At 70.8% G+C, this 17,125-nt stretch carries 14 protein-coding genes, 1 rRNA gene and 1 pseudogene; 7 read left to right on the forward strand and 9 right to left on the reverse strand.

Going from position 1 to position 17,125, the window contains the following annotated elements; translation table 11 throughout:
- Window positions 1–15: 15 nt before the first annotated feature.
- The 4 genes from IEY61_RS28590 to IEY61_RS28605 form a co-directional block, all read right to left on the reverse strand.
- Window positions 16–531 (reverse strand): nucleoside deaminase, encoded by a 516-nt coding sequence (locus IEY61_RS28590; RefSeq protein ID WP_373293234.1) that lies wholly within the window; start codon window positions 529–531, stop codon window positions 16–18.
- A 73-nt stretch (window positions 532–604) separates the two neighbouring features.
- Window positions 605–1,135, reverse strand: a complete 531-nt coding sequence (locus tag IEY61_RS28595) for a tRNA adenosine deaminase-associated protein (RefSeq protein ID WP_189049912.1) — start codon at window positions 1,133–1,135, stop codon at window positions 605–607.
- 130 nt (window positions 1,136–1,265) lie between these two features.
- A complete protein-coding gene (locus IEY61_RS28600; protein WP_189049914.1) occupies window positions 1,266–1,433 on the reverse strand; it encodes a hypothetical protein in 168 nt (55 codons plus the stop codon).
- Between the two features lie 85 nt (window positions 1,434–1,518).
- Window positions 1,519–1,860: a hypothetical protein gene (locus IEY61_RS28605; RefSeq protein WP_189049939.1), complete on the reverse strand. Its 342-nt coding sequence runs from the start codon at window positions 1,858–1,860 to the stop codon at window positions 1,519–1,521.
- 107 nt (window positions 1,861–1,967) lie between these two features.
- Here IEY61_RS28605 and IEY61_RS28610 point away from each other — a divergent pair, with 107 nt between their 5' ends.
- The 3 genes from IEY61_RS28610 to IEY61_RS28620 all read left to right on the forward strand — a co-directional run bounded on the left by IEY61_RS28610 (window position 1,968) and on the right by IEY61_RS28620 (window position 6,875).
- Entirely contained in the window at window positions 1,968–2,663 is a 696-nt protein-coding gene (locus IEY61_RS28610; protein ID WP_373293235.1) for a M23 family metallopeptidase, read from the forward strand.
- 177 nt (window positions 2,664–2,840) lie between these two features.
- Window positions 2,841–5,738 (forward strand): glycosyl hydrolase, encoded by a 2,898-nt coding sequence (locus IEY61_RS28615; protein WP_189049918.1) that lies wholly within the window; start codon window positions 2,841–2,843, stop codon window positions 5,736–5,738.
- Between the two features lie 75 nt (window positions 5,739–5,813).
- A complete protein-coding gene (locus IEY61_RS28620) occupies window positions 5,814–6,875 on the forward strand; it encodes a PHP domain-containing protein (RefSeq protein WP_189049920.1) in 1,062 nt (353 codons plus the stop codon).
- On the opposite strand, the pseudogene IEY61_RS28625 reads toward IEY61_RS28620, so the two are convergent.
- Window positions 6,764–7,864, reverse strand: a pseudogene (locus IEY61_RS28625) (DMT family transporter); the annotation flags it as partial. The gene IEY61_RS28620 and the pseudogene IEY61_RS28625 overlap by 112 nt on opposite strands.
- A gap of 150 nt (window positions 7,865–8,014) precedes the next feature.
- Here IEY61_RS28625 and IEY61_RS28630 point away from each other — a divergent pair.
- Window positions 8,015–9,685 (forward strand): DUF885 domain-containing protein, encoded by a 1,671-nt coding sequence (locus IEY61_RS28630; RefSeq protein ID WP_189049924.1) that lies wholly within the window; start codon window positions 8,015–8,017, stop codon window positions 9,683–9,685.
- Between the two features lie 158 nt (window positions 9,686–9,843).
- On the opposite strand, the gene IEY61_RS28635 is transcribed toward IEY61_RS28630, so the two are convergent.
- Entirely contained in the window at window positions 9,844–11,235 is a 1,392-nt protein-coding gene (locus IEY61_RS28635; protein WP_189049926.1) for a DUF6114 domain-containing protein, read from the reverse strand.
- A 58-nt stretch (window positions 11,236–11,293) separates the two neighbouring features.
- Window positions 11,294–11,848, reverse strand: coding sequence for a DUF6230 family protein (locus IEY61_RS28640; protein WP_189049941.1), 555 nt, complete (start codon window positions 11,846–11,848; stop codon window positions 11,294–11,296).
- 524 nt (window positions 11,849–12,372) lie between these two features.
- On the opposite strand from IEY61_RS28640, the gene IEY61_RS28645 reads away from it, so the two are divergent.
- The gene (locus IEY61_RS28645; RefSeq protein ID WP_189049928.1) at window positions 12,373–14,193 is read left to right on the forward strand and encodes a VanW family protein; all 1,821 of its coding nucleotides are present in this window, start codon (window positions 12,373–12,375) and stop codon (window positions 14,191–14,193) included.
- A 111-nt stretch (window positions 14,194–14,304) separates the two neighbouring features.
- On the opposite strand, the gene IEY61_RS28650 is transcribed toward IEY61_RS28645, so the two are convergent.
- The gene (locus tag IEY61_RS28650) at window positions 14,305–14,919 is read right to left on the reverse strand and encodes a hypothetical protein (protein WP_189049929.1); all 615 of its coding nucleotides are present in this window, start codon (window positions 14,917–14,919) and stop codon (window positions 14,305–14,307) included.
- 183 nt (window positions 14,920–15,102) lie between these two features.
- Here IEY61_RS28650 and IEY61_RS28655 point away from each other — a divergent pair, with 183 nt between their 5' ends.
- Entirely contained in the window at window positions 15,103–16,251 is a 1,149-nt protein-coding gene (locus IEY61_RS28655; protein WP_444543362.1) for a sensor histidine kinase, read from the forward strand.
- Complete coding sequence (locus tag IEY61_RS28660) at window positions 16,248–16,952, forward strand: response regulator (protein ID WP_189049933.1); 705 nt, start codon at window positions 16,248–16,250, stop codon at window positions 16,950–16,952. Before IEY61_RS28655 ends, IEY61_RS28660 begins: the two co-directional genes overlap by 4 nt.
- Window positions 16,953–17,045: 93 nt before the next feature.
- On the opposite strand, the gene rrf is transcribed toward IEY61_RS28660, so the two are convergent.
- Window positions 17,046–17,125 (reverse strand): 5S ribosomal RNA (gene rrf / locus IEY61_RS32320); the annotation flags it as partial.

The raw sequence follows: 17,125 nt of genomic DNA on the forward strand, positions 1-17,125 counted from the left end.
GCCGGCGATCGGGCTTCAGCGGAAGAAGGCGCGTAGGACGGCGGCGGTCTCGGTCTCCAGGACGCCGCCGTACACCTCCGGTCGGTGGTTGAGCCGGCGGTCGCGCAGCACGTCCCAGAGCGAGCCCGCCGCGCCGGTCTTCGGTTCCCAGGCGCCGAAGACCACGGTCGACACCCGGGCCAGCACCAGGGCGCCGGCGCACATGGTGCACGGCTCCAGGGTGACCACCAGGGTGCAGCCGTCCAGCCGCCAGCGGCCCGACCGTTGCGCGGCGCGGCGCAGCGCCAGCACCTCGGCGTGCGCGGTCGGGTCGCCGGTCAGCTCGCGTTCGTTGCGGCCGATCGCCAGCTCGGTGCCGTCCGGGCCGTAGAGCACCGCGCCGACCGGTACGTCGTCGTCCCCCACAGCCGCGTCGGGCCGGGTCGGGCCGGTGACGGCCACCTCCAGGGCGCGGCGCATCCAGAGTTCGTGCCGCTGCCGCCGGCCGGTGCCGGTCGGGTCGGCCAGCCCCTCGTGCGCCCCCGGCCCCACCCGGCCGACCGAGCCCGGCGTGGGCTGACCGGGCCGGACCGTCTCCAGCGCCGGATCGGTCGCGTCGGCCGGTTCAGACCTCACGCAGTTCCTCGACGTCGTCGACGCAGCCCAGCACCTGGCACACCTCGACGGTGACGTCGGCCGGCATCATCCCCTCGTGGGCGCAGAGGGCGAGCAGGCGCTGCGCGGATATGCCCAGGTCGGCCAGGAGGTCCGCCTCGCCGACCGGGTCCGCCTCCGGGTCGGCGGCGGGCTGTTCGGTCTCGTCGTCACCAGCGGAGACGGCCGGACGCGGCTCCTCGGTGTCGTCCAGCCCGGTGACCGGCGTTTTGAGGTCGTCGATCAGCAGGGCGCCCAGCCGGGACTCCTCCGCGAACGCCGAATCCGAGCCGAAGACCCGCAGGTCCTCCCCCTCGGTCAGACGCAGGATGACCAGATAGGTGTCGTCCGCTTCGACGAACAGCAGGGACACGTCGGCGTCGGGAGCGACGTCGCGCAGCCGTTCGGCCACCTCGTCGACGTCGGTGGCACCCCGCAGGTTCAACTCGGCGGCCGACCAGCCGCCCTTCTCACGTACGACGGCCGCAGCGAAGTACGACACGGGTCCCCCCAAATTGCCTCGGGACCGACTCACACCGGCCCGTTACGCGAGCACGTTAGCCGGTCGGGTCGGCAGACGGCCGGTCAACGCCCCGAAGGGGCGGTCATTGGTGGGGAAAGTGCTGGTGCCGTCAGCCCGCGAGGCGGCGACGGGTGGCGATCAGTTGGCGCAGCCGCTCGGTTCGCGCGCGTCGCGGCCGTTCACGTTCGCGTACCGCGCGGGCGTCCGCCAACTGCGCCAGGAGCTGGAGGCGGCGTCGGCTGCGATCGGGATCGAGCCGCGAAGTGGTCCAGGCCATACCGGGAGAGTGCCGAGTCGCGGCGACCGAGTCAAGACGGGTTCGGTACCCGCACGACGACGCAGCGAAGTCGCCACCGGTAGCGTCACCAGAGGGGCCAGTCACCACTGGCCGCCCAGCGGGTTGCCACCGCGGCGGCGGCGACGCTCCAGCCTCCGGCGGTGACGATCGCGATGCCGGCGGCCACCCCCCGGTCGCCGAAACGGGCCAGCACCAGGGCCGCCAGCCAGGCCAGGCCACCGGCGAGCAGGGTCCACCAGGCATATCCGGCAAGACTGCGACCGAGCAGGCCGAAGAGCACCAGCCAGGCGAGGGTCGCGGTCGCCCCTGCGGCGACGCCGGCACCGCTGACCTGGTGCGGTTCGCGGTAGGTGGGGCGCGGGGGTCGCCCGGACGGAAAGAGGCCGGACGGGCTGTAGGGCTTCATTCCGGTCCACTCCTGCCTGCGCTGGACGGTACTGCTCACCGTACCGACTCTGCCAGGATGGCCGGGTGGTCCCGCTGACGATCGGACGCCGCACCGCGTACGCGGTGCTGCTGCTCGTGCCGCTGCTCGCCGCCGCCGGCTGCGGTGCCGGCGGCGCACCGAACTGGGCCGAACCGACGCCCGCGACCAGCACGTCGGCCGCGCCCGACTTCACCGCGAGCAGCCCCGGGCCGGAGAACGCCGACCAGCCGGCGCCGACCGCCACCCGGCCCCGCGCCGGGCTGCCGCACGTCTTTCCGGTACGCGCGACGAAGGTGGCCTACCACCCGACCCACTCCGCGTACCCGGGGACGGACATCTTCGCCGACTGCGGTGAACCGGTCGTCGCGGTCACCGACGGCACGATCGGCGAGGTCAGCCGCCGGGACCGGTACGACAAGCGGGGCCCCCAGGGCCCGCACAACGGCGGCCTGTCGGTGTCGGTGCTCGGTGACGACGGCGTGCGCTACTACGGCTCGCACCTGACCGAGGTGGCCGAGGGCATCGACCCCGGGGTGCGCGTGCGGGCGGGTCAGCGGCTCGGCACCGTGGGCCGGACCGGCAACGCCAACAACGTCTGCCACCTGCACTTCGGCATCTCGCCACCGTGCCTGGGCGAGGACGGCTGGTGGATCCGCCGGGGCGTGGTCTGGCCGGCGCCGTACCTCGATTCCTGGCGCAAGGGCGGCAACCGCGAGCCGGCCACCGAGGTCGCCGCCTGGCATCGCCGGCACGGCTGCCCGGAGAAGCCTCGGGCGCGCTGACCCGCCTGCCCTCGTCCGGCGTCATCCGCATTTCATCACTGCGACACATTGACGGCGGTCTGGCCGGTGAACTACCGTCCGCGTAACACCGAGAGAGCGCTCTCTTACCGACTAACCTCACAATGTCGACGAAACGCCCCCGCCGATCCGGTTGGACCGGCGCGCGATGGAGGAAAGATGAGACCTCCCATCCCACACCGCACCCACCATCGACTCCTGGCCGCCACCGCCGCCGCGGCCCTCGTCCTCGGCGGCGGGCTCGCCGTCACCATCACCTCGGCCGCGCAGGCCGCGCCCGTCGGCGCCGGCAGTTACACCACCACCCCGGTCGGCCCGCTCCCCGGTGGCTGCGGAAACATCGCCACCAACCCCCGGCAGTACGCCACCGCCGCCGCGCCGCCCGGGCCCGTCCCCACCAACGACTGGTGGTCCGCACTGCTCTGGAAGCGCCTCAACTGCTCGTTCAGCGAGCCGTTGCACGCACACCCGGTCTCCTACCAGCCGGTCACCGACGGGCTCGGTTTCTCGGCCACCTCCACCCCCACCATCACCGGCACCGCAACCGGCGTCGGCGAGTTCAAGTACCCCTACGTGGAGGACATCCGGGTCGGGGTGGCCGGGTTGGGCGCCCCGAACGTCCTGGTGGACGACTGGACGGACTGGACGGTCACGCCGTACTGGAGCGACGGATCGCGCACCCTGCGCGCCACCATCGGCCACGGCCTGCCGTTCACGTACTTCCGCAGCAGCGGTGGTGACGCGGTGATCAACGTGACCGGCGGCAGCCCGACGGTCTGGTCCCACAGCGGCACCACCATCGGCTTCACCGTCCGGGGCCACGACTACGTGGCGTACGCGCCGACGGGAGCGACCTGGACCGTCAGCGGCGGCCGGATCAGCTCCAACCTCGCCGGGCGCGGCTACTTCTCGGTCGCCCTGCTACCGGCCACCACCGACGGCACGGCCCGCGCCCAGCTCGCCACCACGTACCGTCAGCACGCGCACGCCCACGTCACCGGCACCCGCGTCGGCTACAGCTACAACGCGGCGACCAGCCGGGTGGAGACCCGGTACACCTTCACCACCACGCCACGTGAGGGCACCGAGACGCGCACCGTGGTCAGCCTCTACCCGCACCAGTGGAAGTCGCTGACCGGGGCCACCCCGATCACCCAGACCTACCCGTCGGCCCGGGGCCGGATGAAGGTGCTCACCGGAGTCGCCGAGTTCCGCACCTCGATGCGGTTCCACGGCGTACTGCCCGAGGTGCCCGCGGTCGCCACCGGCGCTGGCGCCGACCTGACCACGCTGCGGCAACACCTCGCCGCGGTGCGGGGCAACCCGATGGACCAGCGCGGCGGGGACACCTACTGGACCGGCAAGGGGCTCGGCCGGGCGGCCCGGATCGCCGAGATCGCCGACCAGGTCGGCGACACCGAGACCCGGACCACGGCGCTCAACGCCATCCGCTCCACGCTCACCGACTGGCTCACCGCCTCACCTGGCGAGACCGAGCGCCTCTTCTACTACGACCAGCGGTGGGGCACCCTGATCGGCTACCCCGCCTCGTACGGCTCCGACCAGGAGCTCAACGACCACCACTTCCACTACGGCTACTACATCGCCGCCGCCGCGACGCTGGCCCGCTTCGACCCGGCCTGGGCCCGCCAGGACCAGTACGGCGGCATGATCGACCTGCTCATCCGGGACGCCAACAACTACGACCGGGCCGACACCCGCTTCCCGTACCTGCGCGACTTCGACATCTACGCCGGGCACGACTGGGCCTCCGGACACGGCGCGTTCGCCAGCGGCAACAACCAGGAGTCCTCGTCGGAGGGTATGAACTTCGCCAACGCCCTCATCCAGTGGGGCCAGGCCACCGGGAACACCGCCGTCCGGGACGCCGGCATCTTCATCTACACCACCCAGGCGGCGGCGATCCACGAGTACTGGTTCGACGTCGACGACGAGAACTTCCCCGCCGCGTTCGGGCACAACAACGTGGGCATGGTCTGGGGTGACGGCGGAGCGTACGCCACCTGGTTCAGCGCCGAACCGGAGATGATCCAGGGCATCAACCTGCTGCCGGTCACCGGCGGGCACCTCTACCTGGGCCACCACCCGAACGACAACTCCCTGAAGTACGCCGAACTGGTGCGCAACAACGGCGGTGAGCCGACGGTGTGGCAGGACATCCACTGGCAACACCTGGCCCTCGGCGACGCCGACGCCGCGCTGGCCAAGCTGCGCGCCAACCCGGGTTACACCCCGGAGGAGGGCGAGAGCCGGGCACACACCTTCCACTGGGTCCGCAACCTGGCCGCGCTGGGCCGGGTCGACACCGGAGTCACCGCCGACCACCCGCTGGCCGCAGTTTTCAACCGCAACGGCGCCCGCACGTACGTGGCCAACAACGTCTCCGGCACCCCGCTGACCGTACGCTTCTCCGACGGGACGCAGCTGGCCGTGGCACCGGGACGTACGGCCACCAGTGGTGCGCACACCTGGAGCGGCGGCAGCGGCGGCGGGGGCGTACCTCCGACTCCGACACCCACGCCAACCCCCACGCCCACGCCAACTCCCACGCCCACCGACCCGCCGTCCAGCTCGCCGGTGCGCCATCTGCTGGCGGGCGGCGGACTGGGTGCGGCCGGCACCGCCGGCACCACCACCGTGACCAGCGCCGGCGGCGCCAACCACGACGGCACGCCGCGCAGCCCGGTGGTGTTCACCGCGACCGGGCTGAACCTGAACCACACCGGCGGGCAGACCGCGTTCGATCTGTTCCTGGACGCCGGCACGGCGGTGGGTAACGGGGTGCAGGCCCGCATCTCGTACGACCTGACCGGCGACGGGTCCTGGGAGCGGGTGGAGACGTACCGCTACTTCGCCACCGATCCCGTGCCGGGCTGGGAGCACTACACGCAGGCGGCCGGGCTGCACTCCAGCACCGGTGCCCTCGGTAACCTGCGCGGCGGCACCGTGCGGGTGGAGGTCTGGTCCGCCATCGGCAACAACCCCAGCACCCTCGGTGTCGGCGACCGCTCGGTCGTCCGGCTGCCGTACAGCTGATCCGTTCCCGGCACCACCCCGCGCCGCCGGTCGTTCCCCCCAGACCGGCGGCGCGGGCGCGTAGTTTGTTGCAACATGAGCCGTGACCCCATCGCCGACCTGCGCCGGATCGCCTTCCTGCTGGAGCGGGCGAACGAGGCCACCTACCGGGTGCGGGCCTTCCGGTCGGCGGCCAACGCACTGGCCGCGCTGCCGACGAAGGAGGTGGCCGAGCGGGCCCGCGCCGGCAAGCTCACCGAACTGGCCGGGGTCGGCGACGTCACCTCCCGCTGCGTGGCCGAGTCGCTGGCCGGAGAGGAACCGGTCTATTTGCGCCGGCTGCTCGCCACCGAGGGCAGCGACCTGGACGCCGAGGCCACCAAGCTACGTACCGCCCTGCGCGGCGACTGCCACACCCACTCGGACTGGTCCGACGGCGGGTCACCAATCGAGGAGATGGCGTTGGCCGCCGTCGAGCTGGGCCACGAGTACCTGGTGCTGACCGACCACTCGCCCCGGCTCAAGGTGGCCCGTGGGCTCACCGCCGGCCGGCTCCGCCAGCAACTCGATCACGTGGCACGGCTCAACGAGGCGCTGCCGGAGGGGTTCCGGATCCTCACCGGCATCGAGGTGGACATCCTCGCCGACGGCTCCCTCGACCAGGAGGAGGAGCTGCTGGCCCGGCTGGACGTGGTGGTCGGATCGGTGCACAGCGGCCTCAACGACGACCGGGCCAGGATGACCCGGCGCATGCTGACCGCGATCGCCAACCCGCACCTGGACATCCTCGGCCACTGCACCGGCCGGATGGTCTCGTCCCGGCCGGCCGGGGTGACCGGCCCGGGCGACCGCGGCCACCGCGCGCGGACCCGAGCGGAGAGCGACTTCGACGCCGACGCGGTCTTCGCCGCCTGCGTCGAGCACGACACCGCCGTGGAGATCAACTCACGCCCGGAGCGACAGGACCCGCCGAAGCGGCTGATCCGTCGGGCGTTGGAGGCCGGCTGCCGGTTCGCCATCAACACCGACGCGCACGCCCCCGGGCAGCTCGACTGGCAGCGCTTCGGCTGCGAACGGGCGGCCCGGTGCGGGGTCCCCGCCGACCGGGTGATCAACACCTGGACCGCCGAGGACCTGATCGCCTGGACCCGCCGCTGATTTGCGGGTCAGCGGGCGGCGGGCTCGGGGCGGGGGGTCTTCGGGGGTGGCGTGGCAGTCGGAGCGGGAGGTCGGCGGGGCCCGAGCAGTCCCTGCGACACGGCCACGCCGAGCAGCACGATCAGCGCGCCGACCGGCTGGTGCCAGGTGAGCCGCTCGCCCAGCACCACGACGCCGATCAGCACCGCGAAGACCGGAATCAGGTACGTCACCGTGGCAGCGGTGGTCGCGCCGACGATCCGGATGTTGCGCAGATTGATCACGAAGGCCAGCCCGGTGCCGACCGCGCCCAGCGCCAGCACGGCCGCGAGCACCCGCGCTGACAGATCGGTCGGCACCGGCGGCGCTCCGGCCACCAGCGGCGCCACGATGGCGAGTTGGACCGCCGCAACCACCAGTTGGGCGGCCGACAGGGACAGCCCGGACAGCTTGCTGCCGGCAATGAACTTCTTCTGGTACGGAATCGCGACGCCGTAGCAGGACGCCGCCGCGAGGCACATCAGCTGGCCGACGAAGTGGGCCCCGCCGACGCCCTGCCAGACGCCGAGCACCACCAGCACGCCGAGGAAACCGAGCAGCAGCCCGATCGCAGCGCGTACGGTCAGCCGCTCGGTGCGGAAGACCAGCACCGCCAGCGGCAGCACGACCAGCGGCGTGGTGGCGTTCCAGATGCCGGCCAGCATCGACTCGACCCGCTGCTCGCCGTAACCGAAGAGGGTGAACGGCATGGCCACCCCGAACGCGGCGATCACGGCGAGGTGGGCCCACACCCGCGGCTCCCGGGGCAGCCGGTCACGCAGCACGGCGAGCACCACGAGCAGGGTCAGCGCGCCGGCGGCGACCCGGTAGAGGGTGAGGTGCAGCGGATGCAGCTCCGCCACGCCCACCTTGATGAACAAAAAGCTGGAGCCCCAGATGGCGGCCAGGGCGATGAAGCCGGGCAGCCAACCCCGCAGGGCCGGGCGGTCAGGGGTGAAGTCCACTGTCACCCCTGACACTCTGCTCCTGGGGCACGACATCGTCGCGCGGTATTCGGCCACCGTGTCGCAGGCCACAGAAACCACCTACATTGGCAGGGCGCCTGCTGCCCTGAGCGCGCTGACCACATCGGCCCGGCCGCCTCGCGTAGGGTTCGCAGGGTGGGACGAATCGACGACATCGCGAACCGCTACGTGGCCGACTGGGCGGCACTGAGCCCGATCGGTGCCACGTACGTCGGCATCTCCGGCTACGACGACCAGCTGGACGACCTGTCGCCCGAGGGTTACGCGGCGCAGATCGAGCTGACCCGACGCACGCTGGCCGACCTCGACGCCACGGAGCCGGAGACGGAGGCGGAGCGCACCGCCCGGGAGGCGATGCAGGAGCGGCTGGGTCTCGACCTCGCCCGGTACGAAGCTGGCGAGACGACCAGCGAGGTCAACGTCATCACCAGCGGCCTGCACCACACCCGGATGGTCTTCGACCTGATGCCCACCGAGGGCGAGCAGGCACAGGCCAACATCGCCGCCCGGCTGAACCTCTTCGCCGGTGCGATGGAGGGTTACAAGACCACGCTGCGCGAGGCGGCGGCGACCGGGCGGGTCAGCTCCCGGACGCAGCTGCTCGAGGTGGCCAAGCAGTGCGACGCCTGGGTGGATCCGGACGGCGACAACATGTTCCACGGGCTGGTCGAGCGGCTGGGCGTCGACGGTGCCCTCGGCGCGGAGCTGCGCCGGGGTGCGGCGGCGGCCACCGCGGCGACCGCCGAGTTCGGGCAGTTCCTCCGCAGCGAGCTGGCCCCGCACGGTCGGGAGAAGCAGGCCGCCGGACGGGACCGCTACGAGCTGGCGTCGCAGTACTTCCTCGGCGCCCGGATCGACCTCGACGAGACGTACGCCTGGGGCTTCGCCGAGCTGGCCCGGCTGGAGGCCGACATGCGCACGGTGTCGGCGGAGATCGTCGGCCCCGGCGCCACCATCGACGAGGCGGTCGCGGCGCTGGACGCCGACCCGGCCCGCACCATCCGGGGCAAGGAGGCCTTCCGCGACTGGATGCAGGCCCTCGCCGACCAGGCGATCAGCGACCTGCACGGCACGCACTTCGACATCCCGGAGCAGGTCCGACGGGTCGAATGCATGATCGCGCCGACCAGCGACGGCGCCATCTACTACACCGGCCCCAGCGAGGACTTCGCCCGGCCCGGCCGGATGTGGTGGGCGGTGCCGCAGGGTCTCACCGACTTCTCCACCTGGCGGGAGGTGACCACCGTCTACCACGAGGGGGTTCCCGGGCATCACCTCCAGGTCGGGCAGACCGTGGTCCGGGCCGAACTGCTCAATCGTTGGCAGCGGCTGCTCTGCTGGGTCTCCGGGCACGGTGAGGGCTGGGCGCTCTACGCCGAGCGGCTGATGGACGAGCTGGGTTACCTGGCGGACCCGGGAAACAGGCTCGGCATGCTGGACGCGCAGGCGTTCCGGGCCGCCCGGGTGATCGTCGACATCGGCATGCACCTGGAGCTGGAGATCCCGAAGGACAATCCGTTCGACTTCCACCCGGGCGAGCGCTGGACGCCGGAGCTGGGTTGGGAGTTCCTGCGGGCGCACTGCCGGGTGCCGGACGAGATGCTGCGCTTCGAACTGAACCGCTACCTGGGCTGGCCGGGTCAGGCCCCGTCGTACAAGGTGGGCGAACGGATCTGGCTCCAGGCCCGGGAGGACGCCAAGGCCCGCAAGGGCGCCGACTTCGACCTGCGGGAGTTCCACCGGCAGGCGCTCGACCTGGGTGCCCTGGGCCTCGACCCGCTGCGCCGGGCACTCGCCCGTCTCTGATCCGCCCGTCTCTGATCCGCCCGGAACGTCGGCCCCTGCAGCTACCCGGCCACGGAAGCACTACCCATCGAAGCCGTCATGTCACAGAGACATAATCATGTCGGTGTGACATGACGGCCACTCGACCATCCGCTTCCGGTCGAGACTGCGACAGGGCGCTAGGCCAGGTCGACCCGGAGGGTGGGCCTGGCGGTCAGCGTGTCGCAGGTGACGAAGGCCAGGTCCATCACCGGCTCGGTGAAGGTGATCGGGATGGGTGAGGTGATCGGGATGCCGTCGGGCAGCGGCAGGTCCGGCGTCAGTGTGATCTTGATGCCGAGCAGCCGCCCGACGAACCGGGTGGCGTAGAAGCTGACGTCGCCGCCTACGGTCAGCCGGTCGGTGACGAACCGCAGGGTCTGCCCGGACGGCCCCGGGGAGCGCAGCAGAAAGTCGTCGGTGACCGCGCGTTCCATCCGGAACTTGAGCGTACGCAGCGTCCCTTCCGAGGTCTGCAGATCGACGATTCCCTCGAACCGCAGCGCCGTCATCCTCACCTTGGAGCCGGTCAGTTTCGACGGGGTCACCGCGACGAGCGGCTGACCGGGCTCGGCGGCGATCCTGGGCAGTGGCTGACCGGGCTCGGGCGGCGTCTCGTCGTCGGGGGTCGAGGTCGGGACCGGGCACGGGCGGCTGGGCGGGGTCGGTCGGCCACCGGTGGGGCTCGGGACAGGTGTCGCCGTATCGCCGGGGGCGGGTGCCGCCGTGCCCTCGGGGGCGGGTGCCGCCGTGCCTTCGGGGGCGGGTGCCGCCGTGTCGCTCGGCGTCGGGGCCGCCTCGGGCCCGTCGTCCGCGTCGTCCTCGTCGAACAGCCGGCCGATGCCGTCGAGGAGATTGGTGACGATGCCGCCGTCGCGGCCCCGGTCGCCAGATTCGTCCCCGGCGGGCGGGGAGGCGCTCTGGCTGCCCGGTGCCGGGCCACCCGTGCTGTCAGGACTGGTCGGCACCGACGGCGATCGGGTCGGGCAGGATGGCCCGGCGGGTACACCAACCGCTGGCGTCGCCCGGACCGGCAGCGGTCCAGCGGTGGCGACGATCACGGTCAGCGCGACGAACGGCAGGGCCACCGCAAAGAGCCGGTTCGCACGGCGGCCGGACGCCGGCGGCTGGTCGGCGGCGGGCCGGTCGTCCGGCACCCACGCGAAGCCGAGGCCACTGCCCACCATGCCGAGCAGCAGGCCGACGAAGAACCCGCCCAGGTTCACCCCGATCAGGGAGAACAGCGCGGTGACCACGGCGACCACGGCGTAGAAGATCCGCTGCTGCGGGCTGAACCACATCAGCATGCCGCAGGCGACCAGGATGGTGGGGATCAGCCAGGAGAGAAAGCCGGTCGGTCCCATCTGGAAGGAGAGCCCGCCGAGCGACATCTGGGTGGTCCCGAATATCTCCACACCGGCGACTGCGGTGAGTAGGCCGCCCCAGAACGGCCTGCTCCGCCGCCAGCGGCGGAACCGCTGCCGCGCCTCGTCGGCCCGGCCGCGTCGGGGTCGTTGATCGACGGTTGTCACGTACCCTCCTGCAACCGAGCTTGCGGACGAGAGCCGCGGACAGCGGCCCGGAGTCGACTCAGAAGCATTCCTTGGCGGCGGCGCCGAGGTTGACCGCCAGGCGTAGCCCGGTCAGCGTGAACGTGCCCGCGTGCGTTGAACGCGCGACCTGCCGGAGGTTCTTGATGGTCACCGTGTCAGCCTGCTGGCCGAAGGCTCCTCGGGCACCAACCGCGCCCTTCGGACCCGCGTCGAGGGTGCTGGCGTCCTGGCCGATGTTGATGTTCTTGAACTCCGCGTCGCCCTCCAGCGAGTCCATGTCGATCATCAGTCCGCTTGCCCTGGCCGGTTTGCCGTTGCCACCGGCTCGAATGGTGAGCACGATGTCGGCCCCGGGCACCTTGACCGACTGGCACAGGTTGTCGAGCTCCGCCTTGCGGATGCCGGAGACCGCCACCGGATGGGCCTTGCCGTCCGTCTCCTCGGCGAGGCCGCCGTACTGGACGAATCCTTCGCCGCGCAGTTCGGTGGCGGAGACCTTGAAGGTCTGACCGGAGACCGCGAACGAAGCGGCGATCGCGCCGTTGGCCATGCCGAAGACGATCGCGCCCGCGACCGCGGTCGCGGGCACCATCAGGGCGGCGAAGCGCCGCCACCGGGTACGCCCCGGCCGGTCGAATGGTTGCTGCACTTGTTCCTCCTCGGTGAACTCGCGCGGCGCTCTGGCGGAAGTGGCGGCGACGGGCACACCAGGGCCACCCCGTTACCGCCGGGTAACGAACGAGCATGATGGTGCACCTCTGCGACGTGGGTCACAAGAGGCGGATTACCGTGCAGTAACCCGGGGGCGAAGGATCCTCGACTGTCAGCTACTCAGCGTCACGCAAAATTCGTCGTCAAAGCCTCAAAGGACTGCGCCCGCCCGCCTCGACTCACCCTCCGTAACTAACGCATTGATCAATCACGATTTCGTAACGGGTGCGCACGGTTAGCGCGCGAGCATCACTGAGTGTCATCGCATAGACGCTCCAGCGCGACTGCGGCCAGCGAACATGCCACGTGGTGGTGCACCGCCTCCCAGCGAGGCTCGGCGTTCGTTACCGTAGATCTCTCCCGGAGTGGGGTCCCAGCTCCGCATGCCCCTAAGAGGTAGTTGTTGTGACGCTGTACGGCGAAAAACATCCGCCCGCTGCCGACGATCGGCCCACCGTTCAGGTGGCGGCGGTCAGCTGGCCGCCCGTCGAGGAACCGGTACAACCCGCGCCGGCCGCTCCACAGGGTGAACGTAAGCGATCCAGCCGGTTCCGGATCCTGCTCGCCACCGGGGTGGCCACCGGCGTGCTCGCCTCGGTCGGTGCGGTCGCCGTCTGGGCGTACGCCGGTGACGTGCCGCGCGGCACCACCGTGCTCGGCACCGAGCTGGGTGGGCGCAGCAGGACGGACGCGGCGCGGGAGCTGCGTGCGCAGCTCGACCGCCGCGCAGCCGAGCTCGCCGCTCCCATCCAGGTACGCGTCGGGGAGCGGACCGCCGAGATCAACCCGGTCGACGTGGGGCTCACCGTCGACGTGGACGCGACCGTGGCCGCCGCGGCGGCGGCCGACGCCCACGCGATGGACCGCCTGGTCGGCTCGCGCGAGGTCGAGCCGGTGGTCTCGGTCGACGTGCCGAAGTTGACCGCCGAGCTGACGAAGCTCGTCGGCAAGCAGGGCCAGAAGATGACGATGCCCGCCATCACCTTCTCCGGGACCAAACCGAAGGTGCGCTACCCCAAGCCGAGCCTCGACGTCGACGCAGAGCACTCCGCCGAGGTGGTCAAGGCGGGCTGGCTGAGCGGGCAGCCGGTGACCGTGCCGCTGGTGGAGCACCATCCGGCCACCTCGGCCGAGGAGGTCGACCGCATGGTCGCCGAGCTGGCCGAGCCGGCCGTGGCGGCGCCGGTCAAGCTGACCACCGACCGCGGTTCGGTGAACATTCCGCCACAGGCCATCGCGAAGGGCCTCCGCTTCAAGGCCGACAAGGCCGGCAAGCTCACCCCCAGCGTGGACGTGAAGCGACTGTGGGCCGCGCTCGGGAACAGTGTGGACGCGGTCGAGGTGGCGCCGAAGGACGCGACGATGGTCATCTCCGGCGGCAAGCCGAAGGTGACCGACGGGCGCGCCGGACAGCGGGTGGACACCAGCAAGCTCGGCGACAACCTGCTGGAGGTCCTGCCCCGCAGCACGGACCGGACGATCTCCGCTGAGCTCAAGCCGGTCCAGCCGAAGCTCACCGCGGAGAAACTCGGCTCCCTGGGCATCAAGGAGAGAGTCTCCTCCTTCACCACCAACTTCACCGGCGGTCTCGGGTCGCCCCGCAGCCAGAACATCGTGACGATCGCCAAGGACGTGGACGGCACGGTGGTGCTGCCCGGCGAGACGTTCTCGCTCAACGGGCACACCGGGGAACGCGGCTACTCGCAGGGCTACCGCGACGCGCCCGTCATCCTCGACGGCAAACTGGTGCCCGGCGTCGGTGGCGGCACGTCCCAGTTCACCACCACGCTGTTCAACGCGACCTACTACGCCGGCCTGGAGGACGTCGAGCACAAGCCGCACTCGTACTACTTCAGCCGCTACCCGGCGGTCATCGAGTCGACGATCTTCTGGCCCAACCTCGACTTCAAGTTCCGCAACAACACCGAGTACGGCGTCCTGATCGACACCTCGTACACCGGCAACTCGATCACCGTGTCCATCTGGAGCACGAAGATCTGGGACAGCGTCAAGACCGAGTACGGCCCACGGCGGAACATCACCTCGCCGAAGACCGTCTACCTCGAGCCGGGGCCGAGGTGCATCCCCGCCAACGGCAGCCTCGGCTTCACCCAGGACGCCTTCCGGGTCATCAAGAAGGACGGCAAGGTCGTCAAGCGGGAGAAGTTCACCTGGACCTACCAGGCGGAGCCCCGCTTCATCTGCGCCAAGCAGCAACCTTCCTGACGCCACACCAGCTTCCCCACGGCCCCGCCGGCTTCCCGCCGGCGGGGCCGTCCCCCCCTCCCGTACGCACGCAGCACCCCCCGCGCACGTCGCCCGTCGGAGAGCCGGCGGTTACGAAAGGCGGTCGCCCTTCCGCGCGGCCAAAGCACCGAACGCCACCGTGAGCAGGGCGAACATCGGGATGCCACTGAGCTGTTCGGGCGTGACGAAGTCGAGGAACAGTGCGATCGCGATGGCCACGCCGATCCAGACGGGGGCACGACCGGTTCGCCAGAGGACGATGCCGGTGCCGATCATCCCGATGACGGTCGCCAGCATCATCGGTATGAGCAGCCCCAGGAACACCGGACCCGCGAAGATCTGGTCCGCGACCTCGGCCATCTCGGTACGCGCAGTGGACGAGGCGAGCTCGGACATCACGGCGTTGACCGCGATCACCGCCGTGTGGAGCAACCATCCGACGGAGCCGAGGAACAGCAGCACGCTTGCCCGACGATGGCCACCACGGGCCACCTCGCCTCCCAGCAGCGCGAAGCCGACCGCGAGCAGGATCGCCGAGACAAACGTCAGCGCCGACGCTGCGAGGAACCGCCCCGAGTGTGCCTCGATCACCCCGAGGTTCTCGACCTGGGAGCCGACCAGCCGGGGCATGAGGACGACGCCGGCGAGCCCGAGGGCGGCACCGGTGGTGAGACAGATCGCCGGGCGAGACATGGAGTTGGACATCGAGACCTCCGTGAGAGCGGTGGAAGGAGACCTTCCGACCGTAGGAAGCTGCCCACGGCTCGCGCGTCGCCCGCACGGCGTCAGGGACGGGCCGACGGGAGCGGCCGCATACCTCTCGCGACGTACGCCAATCCGCCGCGCAGCCGACGTGTTTCCGCATCCCGCTGTCCTAGCCTTGCGATCGTGAGAGCGGACCGACACGCCGTCGGCCAGGACGTGGCGCTGGCACTCGGCCTCCTTGCGCTCGGCGCCCTCCAGGTTGGCCTGCAGAGAAGCGGGTGGGTGGCGCTGGTGGGAGTTGCGTGCGTGGCCCTTCCGGTCGCGGCGCGCCGGAGCCACCCGCTCCCTGCCGTGGTACTCGGTTGGGGCGTCCTGCTCGTGAGCGAGGGCCTGGGGCACGACGTCACGAGTGAGGGCTATGCCACGATCCTGGCCCTGGTCCTCACCGTCTACTCCGTCGCGAGGCACGGCCATCGATGGGAGCAACTCGCCGGCCTTGCTCTGGCGCTCGCCTTCACGTGGGTTGGCGTGCTCATCAACGATCCGACGGACGTGCCGAGCCTGCTGCTCACGACCATTATCGTGGGGGCGCCATGGGCCGCAGGGTATGCCGTCCGCGCCAGTCTCGAACGCCGCGATCAGGTCGTTGTGGAAAATCTTCGGCTCATCAGCGAACGCGAGCGGCACACCCGCGAGGCAATCGCCTCGAACCGTACCGAGATCGCTCGGGATCTGCACGACGTGCTCGGCCACTCGCTCGCCGTCATGGTGATGCAGTTGGGCGCCGCGGACCACGCGTTCACCCGCGACCCGACGCGGGCACGTCTGGCCCTCCGAGCCGCGCGGTCGACAGGCAAGGAGGCCATGGACGAGTTGCGGACTCTCGTCGCGCTGTTCCGCGAGGAACCCGGCGCCCTCGGCACGGGACCGACACCGCGCCTGGTGGACGCCGCCGGCCTCGTCGACGAACTCACCTCGGCCGGACTGGACGTTCGTCTGGACGTGGACGACCCACTGCCAGCTCTCGGCCCCGCCGAGGATCTGGCCGCGTACCGCATCGTCCAGGAGTCCCTGACGAACGCCGTCCGTCACGGGTCGGGAGACGTGCGGGTTCGGCTCGAGTCGAAGGCCGGCCTCGTGCACATCGTCATCGACAACCGGGTGGACGACGCTGGGGCGAGTGACCGCCGCGAGCAGGGCTCGCATGATCTAGGATTCGGCCTCATCGGGATGGAAGAGCGGGCGCGTTCGTGTGGTGGGTGGTTGCGGACGACGCGGCCGCCGGGCCGCTTCCGCCTCGAAGCCGCAGTGCCGATCAAGGTGGCCCCATGAGCCACGGAACTGGCGGACAAGCAGAATCGGGCTCTGGGAGCGGCAGGCCCGTGCGAGTGGTGATTGCCGACGACCAGTCCCTCATCGTCACCGGGCTGCGGCTGATCCTCGACTCCGAGCCCGGCATCGAGGTCGTGGGCGAGGCAGTCAACGGATTTCAGGCGGTGACTGTCGTCGACCGTGAGCACCCCGACGTCATCCTCATGGACATCCGCATGCCCGAGCTCGACGGCATCGAGGCGACTCGACGCATCGTCGAGGGCGGGTCCACGACCCGCGTGCTCGTACTCACGACGTTCGGCGAGGACGAGCTGGTGTTCGCTGCGATGCGGGCAGGGGCGAGCGGCTTCCTGCTCAAGGACGTCGACCCTCTCGACCTGATCCACGCGATCAGGGTCGCCGCGAGGGGAGACTCCGTCCTCGCGCCGGAGCTCGTACGACGCCTTGTCGAGCGCTTCACCGCCCCCTCGGCCGAGTCGCTGGCAGCGATCAGTTCGCTCACGGAACGGGAGCGGGAGATCTTCTGGCACTTGGCCCGTGGCCGCACCAACGACGAGATCGGGACCCATCTGTTCATCAGCCCGGCGACCGTGAAAACGCATGTGAGCAGGGTGCTCGCCAAGCTCGGACTCCGAGACCGGACGCAGGCCGTCGTGCTCGGGTACGAGTCCGGCGTCGTGGTCCCCGGGCGAAAGGACTGACCGCCTGATGAGGCGGCGGTCCGGCGGGCCCAGGAGAATGAGGAGGAACGCGTTTAGGGCCACCCCAGATGGGGTGGCCCTAAACGGAAGAATGTCCGGCGGTGTCCTACTCTCCCACACCCTCCCGAGTGCAGTACCATCGGCGCTGGAGGGCTTAGCTTCCGGGTTCGGAA

Source organism: Micromonospora sonchi (assembly GCF_014646235.1).
Taxonomy (GTDB): Bacteria; Actinomycetota; Actinomycetes; order Mycobacteriales; family Micromonosporaceae; genus Micromonospora; species Micromonospora sonchi.

What these genes read in the sequence shown, in the direction of transcription:
- IEY61_RS28605 (WP_189049939.1), bottom strand. Translation starts at nt 1,860, where the DNA reads ATGAAGCCCTACAGCCCGTCCGGCCTCTTTCCGTCCGGGCGACCCCCG.
- IEY61_RS28615 (WP_189049918.1), top strand. Translation starts at nt 2,841, where the DNA reads ATGAGACCTCCCATCCCACACCGCACCCACCATCGACTCCTGGCCGCC.
- IEY61_RS28650 (WP_189049929.1), bottom strand. Translation starts at nt 14,919, where the DNA reads ATGTCCAACTCCATGTCTCGCCCGGCGATCTGTCTCACCACCGGTGCC.
- IEY61_RS28640 (WP_189049941.1), bottom strand. Translation starts at nt 11,848, where the DNA reads ATGGTGCCCGCGACCGCGGTCGCGGGCGCGATCGTCTTCGGCATGGCC.
- IEY61_RS28620 (WP_189049920.1), top strand. Translation starts at nt 5,814, where the DNA reads ATGAGCCGTGACCCCATCGCCGACCTGCGCCGGATCGCCTTCCTGCTG.
- IEY61_RS28660 (WP_189049933.1), top strand. Translation starts at nt 16,248, where the DNA reads ATGAGCCACGGAACTGGCGGACAAGCAGAATCGGGCTCTGGGAGCGGC.
- IEY61_RS28600 (WP_189049914.1), bottom strand. Translation starts at nt 1,433, where the DNA reads ATGGCCTGGACCACTTCGCGGCTCGATCCCGATCGCAGCCGACGCCGC.